This is a genomic window from Actinomyces denticolens (assembly GCF_002072185.1).
GTDB lineage: Bacteria > Actinomycetota > Actinomycetes > Actinomycetales > Actinomycetaceae > Actinomyces > Actinomyces denticolens.
Map to the genome: position 1 here is coordinate 1 of NZ_MVIW01000063.1, position 7,826 is coordinate 7,826.

The 7,826-nt window shown below is 74.2% G+C and carries 6 protein-coding genes; 3 read left to right on the forward strand and 3 right to left on the reverse strand.

Going from position 1 to position 7,826, the window contains the following annotated elements; genetic code table 11:
* On the reverse strand, window positions 1–878 hold an 878-nt coding region (locus tag B1H55_RS11655), incomplete at its 3' end, for an FHA domain-containing protein (RefSeq protein WP_143222430.1).
* Window positions 879–1,049: 171 nt separating this feature from the next.
* Here B1H55_RS11655 and ligA point away from each other — a divergent pair.
* The gene (ligA, locus tag B1H55_RS11660; RefSeq protein ID WP_077240364.1) at window positions 1,050–3,623 is read left to right on the forward strand and encodes an NAD-dependent DNA ligase LigA; all 2,574 of its coding nucleotides are present in this window, start codon (window positions 1,050–1,052) and stop codon (window positions 3,621–3,623) included.
* An 89-nt stretch (window positions 3,624–3,712) separates the two neighbouring features.
* Here ligA and B1H55_RS11665 read toward each other — a convergent pair whose 3' ends face one another.
* Both B1H55_RS11665 and B1H55_RS11670 read right to left on the reverse strand, forming a co-directional pair.
* Window positions 3,713–4,996, reverse strand: a complete 1,284-nt coding sequence (locus B1H55_RS11665; protein ID WP_231952853.1) for an ABC transporter permease — start codon at window positions 4,994–4,996, stop codon at window positions 3,713–3,715.
* Window positions 4,993–5,949, reverse strand: coding sequence for an ABC transporter ATP-binding protein (locus B1H55_RS11670; protein WP_077240363.1), 957 nt, complete (start codon window positions 5,947–5,949; stop codon window positions 4,993–4,995). Before B1H55_RS11670 ends, B1H55_RS11665 begins: the two co-directional genes overlap by 4 nt.
* Window positions 5,950–6,215: 266 nt before the next feature.
* On the opposite strand from B1H55_RS11670, the gene B1H55_RS11675 reads away from it, so the two are divergent.
* Window positions 6,216–7,574 (forward strand): alpha/beta hydrolase, encoded by a 1,359-nt coding sequence (locus tag B1H55_RS11675; RefSeq protein WP_157750259.1) that lies wholly within the window; start codon window positions 6,216–6,218, stop codon window positions 7,572–7,574.
* A 91-nt stretch (window positions 7,575–7,665) separates the two neighbouring features.
* Window positions 7,666–7,826: AAA family ATPase (locus B1H55_RS13135; RefSeq protein ID WP_143222431.1), on the forward strand; the 161-nt coding region annotated here is incomplete at its 3' end.

Genomic DNA, 7,826 nt, shown 5'->3' on the forward strand with positions numbered 1-7,826 from the left:
CCGATCCTGGCCAGGATCTGCGCCGCCCACCAGCGCTGGGCGCGCCGGGCTCCCGCGCCGGTCAGCGCGAGGCGGTCGCCCGGGCGCAGCGTCAGGGCGCTCCCGCGCCGGCGCCGGCCCAGCCAGGCCGTCGGCTCCTCGTCCGAGGGTCCGGAGCCCCCTCCCAGCGCGCCCGGACGCGAGCCCTCGGCGCCTGACAGCGCCCGTGCCGCCACGGCGAGGAGCAACTCGGCCGGGTCGGGGCGCCGGTGCGACGGGCCCCGCCATCCCGCGCGGGCGCGCTCCGCCCCGTGCCCCCGGGATCCCCCGCCGGAGAGCAAGGACCCGATCCTCATGAGGCCCATGAGGAGCATCGGCGCCAGCATGAGCATCCCCATGCCGCCGCGCCCTCCCATGCGCAGCGCGCCGACCACGATCGCCCCCATCATGAGCAGGCAGAGGAGGCCCGCGAGGATGGAGACGGCCCGTCTCCTCAAGGGGGCGCGGCCGCTCGCGGGAGCCGCGACGAGGAGCGAGGCGGGACGGCGCCGCAGCTCCAGGACGCTGCCGCCCATCCTCAGGAGCTGGCCCTCGCGGCAGGCGCGCGGGCGGCGGAGCCGGCGCCAGCCGCGCAGTCGGCGCCGCATCCGAGTCCCGTTGGCCGAGCCCGCGTCCCCGATCAGCACGCGGTCGGTCTTGCATCGCACCCGCAAGTGCTCGCGGGAGACCTCCGGATCGCTCAGCGCCCCGCAGCGCCCGATCGTCCCCGAGACGGGGAGGGGGAGGACCAGGCCGGCGTCCGGGCCCGAGAGCACCGCCATATGCCAGGCGCTGCCCAGGGCGCGACGGGCCGCTGAGGCGGGGGCGTCGAAGGCCGGGGAGGGGGAGCGAGCGGGCATGGCACGAGAGTGCGCCCCGGGGCCGGCCCCGCGCTCGGCCGCTGTGGATGGGCCCCCGTCGGGGCGGCGTGGCGCCCCCGGTGGTTCACGGCGGATCGGGTGACGGCGGCGCCGCTGCTCCCGGGGCACCGCCGTCCCTGGATGGCGACGGGCATGGGGGAGGATGGGGGCATGACTGAGCGAAACGCGCCCACCGCGCCCGAGACGCCCGCTGAGCCGCCAGAGCCTTCAGTGGCATCAGTGCCGCCAGTGGCATCAGTGCCGTCGACCCTCGACGAGCAGCTCGACGCCCTCCTGGCCTCCCCTGAGCTCGCGGGCGTCCCGGAGGCCGACCGCCTGCGCTGGGCCGGGCTCGTGCGCGCCATCGAGGCCGCTCGCGCCGACTACTACGACGGGGACGGCCTCCAGGGCGCCGACGGGGGCGGGGGCCTCGTCGCCTCCGCCATCTCCGACGCCGAGTACGACGAGCTCTACCGCCGGCTCGAATCCCTCCAGGCCGCCCACCCGGCCCTCGACAACGCGCTGTCGCCCACGCGCACCGTCGGCGGCGGCGCCACCCGCGGATTCCCGCCCGCCACCCACCACGAGCGCATGTACTCCCTGCAGGACGTCTTCAGCCTCGACGAGATCGGGGAATGGGCCTCCCGCATGAGTGCCGCCACCGGGCGGGCCGACGCCGAGCTCGCCATGACCGCCGAGGTCAAGATCGACGGCCTGGCCATCGCCCTGACCTACACCGATGGGCGCCTGACCCGCGCCGCCACCCGCGGCGACGGCACCACCGGCGAGGACATCACCGCCAACGCCCGCACCATCGGCTCCATCCCGGAGCGCCTCACCGGCGCGGGCCTGCCGTCCCTCGTGGAGATCCGCGGCGAGGTCTACTTCCCCGTCGAGGAGTTCGGGGCCTTCAACGCCGCCAGCCGCGCCGCCAATGAGAAGGCCGAGGCCGACTACGCCGCCGGGCGCGCCACCCGCCGGCCCGCCGCCCTGCCGGTCTTCGCCAATCCCCGCAATGCCGCCGCCGGATCCCTCCGGCAGAAGGACCCCCGGATCACCGCGACCCGGCCTCTGGCCTTCATCGCCCATGGCATCGGCGCCATCACCCCCGGACCCGGACTCGAACCGCCCTCCAGCCAGCACGAGTGGTACGAGCTCCTGGAGCGCTGGGGGCTGCCCACATCCCCCTACAACGCCGTCGTGCGCGGCGCCGCCGAGCGGCAGGCCTACATCGACCGCTATGCCGAGCACCGACACGATCTCCTCCACGAGATCGACGGCATCGTCTTCAAACTCGACGACCGCTCCCTCCAGGACGAGCTCGGACACACCTCCCGAGTGCCCCGCTGGGCCACCGCCTACAAGTACCCGCCCGAGGAGGTCCACACCCGCCTGCTCGACATCGATGTGCAGGTCGGCCGCACCGGGCGCGTCACCCCCTTCGGGATCATGGAGCCCGCGCTCGTCGCCGGCTCGACCGTCGCCCGCGCCACCCTCCACAACGCCGCCGAAGTGGCCCGCAAGGGCGTCCTCATCGGGGACATGGTGGTGCTGCGCAAGGCCGGCGACGTCATCCCCGAGATCCTGGGGCCCGTCGTCGCGCAGCGCGACGGCACCGAGCGCCCCTTCATCATGCCGTCGGCCTGCCCGTCCTGCGGCGCGCCCCTGGCGCCGGCCAAGGAGGGGGATGTGGACCTGCGCTGCCCCAACACGCGCTCGTGCCCCGCCCAGGTCACCGAGCGCATCGCCCATATCGGATCGCGCGGCGCCCTCGACGTCGAGGGCCTGGGGGACGAGGCCGCCGCCGCCCTCACCCAGCCCGACGCCGGGCGCCCGGAGGCCATCGCCGCCCTGGCCGCCGGGGCGCGCCTGGACACCGAGCGGGGCAGCCTGCGCCTCCCCGCCGCTCAGCTCGACGCCCTCCGCCCCTCGCAGCGCGCCGACGCCGTCGAGGCCCTCCTCGCCGAGCACGGCATCGTCGAGCAGGTGCCCGTCGTCGCCGGGGAGGGGGGGCTCTTCGACCTCACGGCCGAGGATCTGCGCGACGTCATGGTCTGGCGCCCCGTGACCACGCGCGGCCGTCCCACCGGCGACTGGCGCCTCGTCCGCTACTTCTGGACCAAGCCCACCTTCACCAAGGACGGCGGGGTCAAGAGGCCGACGACGCCGGCCAAGAACGCCACGGCCATGCTCTCCCAGCTCGCCGCCGCCAAGGAGCGGCCCCTGTGGCGCGTGCTCGTGGCCCTGTCCATCCGGCACGTCGGGCCCACCGCCGCCCGCGCGCTCGCCGCCCGCTTCGGCTCCATGGACGCGCTTCGGGCCGCGACTCAGGAGGAGCTGGGCGAGGTCGAGGGCGTGGGGCCCGCCATCGCCGCCTCCTGGACGGAGTGGATCGGCGTGGACTGGCACGCCGAGATCCTCCAGCGCTGGGCCGACGCCGGCGTGCGCACCGCCGACGACGCCCCCGACGCAGGCGCCCCGGCCCGCACCCTGGAGGGCCTGACCGTCGTCGTCACCGGCACCCTGGAGGGCTACACCCGCGACGGCGCCAAGGAGGCCATCGTGGCGCGCGGCGGCAAGGCCGCGGGGAGCGTGTCGAAGAGGACGAGCTGCGTCGTCGTCGGGGCCAACGCCGGCTCCAAGGAGGCCAGGGCCCGCGACCTCGGCCTGCCGATCCTCGACGAGCGGGGATTCGAGGCCCTCCTCTCGGGCGGGCCCGAGGCGGTCGGGATCGCGCGGGCGTGACCGCGGGGGCGGCGGGATCGATCCGCGGGTCGGTACCGCGGAGCAACCCCGGCGCCCCCGCCGTCGCATGAGGGCATGAGGGCGCGGCCTCATGCCGCGCGGCGCAGGACCTCCGTGAGCGGGACGCGGCTGCCGGTGCGGGTGACCGCCCGGGTGTAGACCACCGAGCCGAGCTTGACCAGCAGGACCGTGGTCAGGAGCGCGACCGCCATCGTGATGGCCTGCTCGAGTGGGGAGGAGACCCCGAGGATCTGCCTGGCCGGCATCATGTAGGGGGAGAACAGCGGGAAGTAGGACAGCGCGCGGTACAGCGCGGAATCCGGGTCCCCCTGCGTCATGAAGATCGAGGCCATGTAGGGGATCATCCCCAGCATGAGCAGGGGCGTGGTGACGCTGGGGGCGTCCTCCTGGCGGCTCACCAGGGCCCCGGCGGCCCCGTACAGGGCGGCCATGAGCACGAAGCCGAGGATCATCCACGTCACGATGAGCACCATCGTGCTGTTGACGGGGATGTCCACGTCGTCGAGCAGCCCCGTGGTCTTCGCGGCGGCCGCGCCGACGACGCCTATCAGCGAGAAGCTCACGATCGTCGCCGTGCCGATCCCCAGGATCTTGCCCGCCAGCAGGGAGGAGGGGCGCACGCAGGCCAGGAGGATCTCCACGATCCGGCTCGCCTTCTCCTCCACGACGCCCATGGCCAGCATCTGGCCGCCGCCCATGATGACGGAGAGCAGGAGGACGTCCGCGGTCAGGAGGAAGGTGTAGCGCTGGGCGAAGCCCCTGTTCTCATACCTCGGAGGCGAGACGGCCTCCACCTCGGGCGTCGCGGTCGACAGCGCCGCCGCCACCGCGGACGGATCGCCGCCCAGCCCCGTGATCTGGTCGGACAGGGCCGTCTGCTGGAGGACCGCGGTGACGCCCGCCTTGACCTGCTCGCTCGCCCTCTCGTGGACGCGCAGGACGGGGGCGCTGCCGGTGAGATCGAGGATCATGTCCAGGTGCGCGGCATCATCATCATCCGCGGCCAGGGCGGTCCTCGCCGACTCCCCGGTGGGATCGCCCTCGAACTGGCTGACCGCGATCGCGGTGTCCTCGGAGTCGGTGACCCGGTCCAGGCCGGGCAGCGCGGAGGGGCTCGCCCCGGCCACCGCCACGCGGTAGGCCTGGTGACCGCCACCGGTGAAGAGGCTGAAGCCGATGACGCCCCCGACCACGACCACGAGCATGACGACGACCGAGATGAGCCACGGCTTCTTCGACATCTGGTTCTTGAACTCGCGCGCGGCGACGAGCCGGATCTCCTGGGAGGCGCTCATGGCCGCCCCGGAGGGGGCGATCGACGGCTGCGTCTGGGGAGTGGGCGCGGCGCTCATGCTCGCGTCTCCTTCTTCTCGGGGGACTGGGTGGGGGCGGGGGCGGCCAGGGCCTCGCGGAAGACCTCGGTCAGCCTGCGGTGGACCGGGCCGAGCTCGCGCAGCGCACCGAGACGGGCGGCGACGGAGAGCAGCGCCTGCTCATCCGGCCCGCCGCAGGTGAGCTCCAGGGTCCCGGGACGCTTGCCGGGCGTCACGGCCGGCGCCGGCAGTGACGCCATGGCGCTCACGGCGGTGGCCTCGTCCAGCCGGTCGCCCTGGGAGGCCTCGATGACGGCGCGCCAGCGGCGCCCTCCCGTCGCCTCCAGCTCCTCGACGGTGCCGTCGGCCACGAGCCCGCCCGAGCGGACGATGACCACCCGGTCCACGAGCCGCTCGACGACGTCGAGCTGATGGGAGGAGAAGAGCGTGGGGACGCCGGCGGCGGCGCGCTCGCGGATGACATCGGCCATGACCTCGACGGCCACGGGGTCGAGGCCGGAGAAGGGCTCATCGAGGATGAGCAGAGCGGGGTCGCCGACGAGCGCCGCGGCGAGCTGGACGCGCTGCTGGTTGCCCAATGAGAGCTTCTGAACGTCGTCGCCGCGCCGATCGGCGATGCCCAGGCGCTCGGCCCAGGCGTCCGAGGAGGCCTGGGCGGCTCTCTTGGTCAGCCCGTGGAGGCGGCCGAGGTAGGTCAGCTGCTCTCCCACCCTCATCTTGGGGTAGAGGCCGCGCTCCTCGGGCATGTAGCCGATGCGACGGCGGAACGAGGCGTCGAGTTCGACCCCATCCCAGGTGACGGCGCCCGAATCGGCCTCGAGGACGCCCATGGCGATGCGCATGGTGGTCGACTTGCCCGCGCCGTTGGCCCCGACGAAGCCGACGATCTCGCCGTCGTCGACGCGGAAGGACAGGCCGTCGAGCGCTTGGAGCGTCCCGAAGCGCTTCGACAGTCCGTTGATGCTGAGCATGCGGTTCTCCGATTCTTGCGATGTTCCCTGCGTCCTCGATGTCCTCGACGAGGCGAATGCGCTCGGCGCCGCCCCGACGGCCGATTCTCCTGATCCGCAGACGGTCCGAGACTAGGCGATTCCCGGTGAGCAGGGCTCATTCCCCGGGACTGATCGATCAAGGCGCGCTCTCCTCCTGCAGGAGGAGAGCGCGCCACCGGCCCATCTCCGGGCGGGTGGCCGGTGCCCTCGCGGGAGGGGCGTCGGGCAGTCGGTATCGTGGCGCCGTGCCGACCGCCAGGGCGATCCCCCGCAGGACGATTCCTGAGAGGCCCCATCCCAACGAGGGCCCCTCGGCCCGCTCGCGCCGCCGGGGGCGGGACGACCGCGCCATCGGGCGGCGCCGGAGGCGCGACGTCCTCACCCTCGTCGGGGCCTGCGCCGTCTGCCTGCTCGCGATCGGGGCGATCGCCGCCATCCCCGTGCTGTCCTACTCGCTCCTGCTCGGCGCCTGGGGGCTCGACGCCGCGGCGGCGCTGGCCCTGCTCACCGCCGTGGCCGGGTGGCGGGCCCTCCTGCGGCGACGCGAGCCGGGGGCCCGGATGCGCCTGGTGACGGCCGGACTGCTCTGCCTCTCCCTCGCGATCACGGGGTGGATGGGGGCCGCGCAGATCCGCTTCGCCCACGCGCAGGGAACCAGCATCTCCGTCCTCGGCCTGACCGGCATCGGCCAGTGGGGGCGCGCCCCCGACGACGCCCCCGTCGTCCTGGCCGACGGCGCCAGCCGCCAGACCCTGCGCGCCGGGATCTGGTACCCGCGCGGGGAGGCGCCGGAGGAGGGCGGTGTCCGAGAGGCCCCGATCGTCATCCTCCTGCACGGCGGGGGATGGCGCACGGGGGATCGCGACAACCCCATGACCCGCATCCAGGCGGACTGGCTCGCCGACCAGGGCTACCTGGCGATCGCCCTGGAGTACCCGCTCTCCCTGACCGACCTGCCCACATGGGAGCTCGCCCAATCCCGCCTCGTGTGCTCCCTGGCCTGGGTGGGCGCCCACGCCGGGGAGTACGGCGGGGACCCGGGCAGGCTCGCCGTCGTCGGGGACTCCGCCGGCGGGCACCTCGCCCTGGAGACGGCCTACCGGCAGGCCCTGGGCGGCCTCGACCCGAGCGGGCCCGACGCCCCGACGGACGCCAATGGCGAGGCGCTGCCCGCCTGCCAGGGGAGCGTGCCCACGATCCGCGCCGTGGCGACGACCTACCCCATCACCGATCCCGCGGTCTTCCACGACAACCCCGACCCGATCATGTCCGGACCGGTGGCGGGCCGGGCGCGACTGTACGCGGGAGGCAGCCCCGCGCAGTACCCCGAGCGCTACGAGTCCATCGACCCCACCCGCAAGGCCGCGGTCGTGGGGGAGGCGGCCCCGCCGGTGCTCATCGTCCACGGCGAGGAGGACCACGTGGTGCCCGTGAGCGGGACGAGGGGCCTCGACGCCGTTCTGGAGGCGGCCGGCGCCCACCACGAGACGATCATCGTGCCCTACGCGGACCATGTCTTCGACCTCAACGGAGGCTCCGTGGCCTCCCAGATCTGGCGGGCCAAGACCCTCGAGCTCCTGCGCGGGGCCGGCATGGGGATATGACGGCGCGGCGGCGCGCGGCGCCGGCGGCCGGACGGGGTGGAGCACTCGGCCTCCTCGGGCGACGGGCCACGGCGGACGGTATCGTGGGGCCGTGCATCTCAAGACGTTGACGATCAAGGGCTTCAAGTCCTTTGCCTCGTCAACCACGCTGCGCCTGGAGCCCGGCATCACCGCCGTCGTCGGCCCCAACGGCTCGGGCAAGTCCAACGTCGTGGACGCCCTGACCTGGGTCATGGGAGAGCAGGGCGCCAA